2 protein-coding genes are annotated in these 1,226 nt (G+C 61.7%); both read left to right on the forward strand.

Features of this window, described 5'->3' with window-relative positions; genetic code table 11:
* Positions 1-398: ATP-binding cassette domain-containing protein (locus EOA29_RS36970; protein WP_127222427.1), on the forward strand; the 398-nt coding region annotated here is incomplete at its 5' end.
* Positions 399-412: 14 nt separating this feature from the next.
* Positions 413-1,226, forward strand: an 814-nt coding sequence (locus EOA29_RS36975) for an MlaD family protein (RefSeq protein ID WP_145970069.1), incomplete at its 3' end; no start/stop codon positions are given.

The raw sequence follows: 1,226 nt of genomic DNA on the forward strand, positions 1-1,226 counted from the left end.
AGGTCGAACTGGTCGGGCTGCCGCCCGACGCGGCGCAGAAATTCCCCTCCGAGCTTTCGGGCGGCATGATCAAGCGCGCGGCTCTGGCGCGCGCGCTGGCGCTCGACCCGGACATCGTCTTTCTCGACGAACCGACTTCGGGCCTCGATCCGATCAGCGCGGCCGAATTCGACGAATTGGTCGTCAAGCTACGCGATACGATGGATCTGACGGTCTATATGGTCACGCACGACCTCGACACGCTGTTCACCGCCTGCGACCACGTGGCGGTGCTCGGCAAGAAGAGGGTGCTGGTCGAAGGCACGATCGACGACATGCTGAAGAGCGAGGAGCCGTGGGTCAAATCCTATTTCCGCGGAAAACGTGCCCGGCAACTTGATCTTGCGGCGCGTGCTTAGCCATAAGTGGGGCAATGGAAACCAGAGCCAACTACGTCATTGTCGGCATCTTCACACTGGCTGCGATCCTCGCGGCCTTCGCCTTCGTCTATTGGACCGCTGCGATCGGCGAAAGGGGCGAGACGACGCTTCTGCGCGTGCGCATTCCTGGCTCGGCTTCGGGCCTTGGCCGCGGCAGCTTCGTGCTCTTCAACGGCGTCAAGGTGGGCGACGTCAAGCGTGTCTATATCGACGTCGACAATCCGACCGTCGCTATCGCCGACACTGAGATCGACCGCATGACGCCGATCACCAAGTCGACGCAGGCCGATATCGGGCTCGCGGGCCTCACCGGTCAGGCCAATATCGAGCTCAGGGGCGCGGATCCCAAGGAAGCCAAGCTGCTCGACGAGGCGGAGAAGGAGGGCAGGGTCCCCGAGATCGTCGCCAATCCTTCGGCCGTGACCAACCTGTTGCAGACGGCGCAGAACATCTTCACTCGCGCCGACAAGGTGCTCTCAGATCTTGAGGGCTTCACCAAGGACGTTCGCGGCCCGCTGACGCAGACCGTCAAGAACGTCGAGACCTTCTCCGACGCGCTGGCTAAGAATTCGGACGGCATCGACAAGTTCCTGTCCGCCGTGAGCTCGCTCTCGGATCAATTGCAGAACGTGTCAGGCAGGCTCGACAGCACGTTGAAGGCCGCGGAAGGACTGCTCAACTCCGTCGACAAGGACAAGATCAAGAGCATCGTCGCCAATGTCGACACGGTCACGGCGAACCTGAAGGAAACGTCGAAGCAGTTCGACACGACCATCGACAACGTTAATACGGCGGGCGGGTCGCTCA

Source organism: Mesorhizobium sp. M1E.F.Ca.ET.063.01.1.1 (assembly GCF_003998155.1).
In the GTDB taxonomy this organism is placed as follows: Bacteria; Pseudomonadota; Alphaproteobacteria; order Rhizobiales; family Rhizobiaceae; genus Mesorhizobium.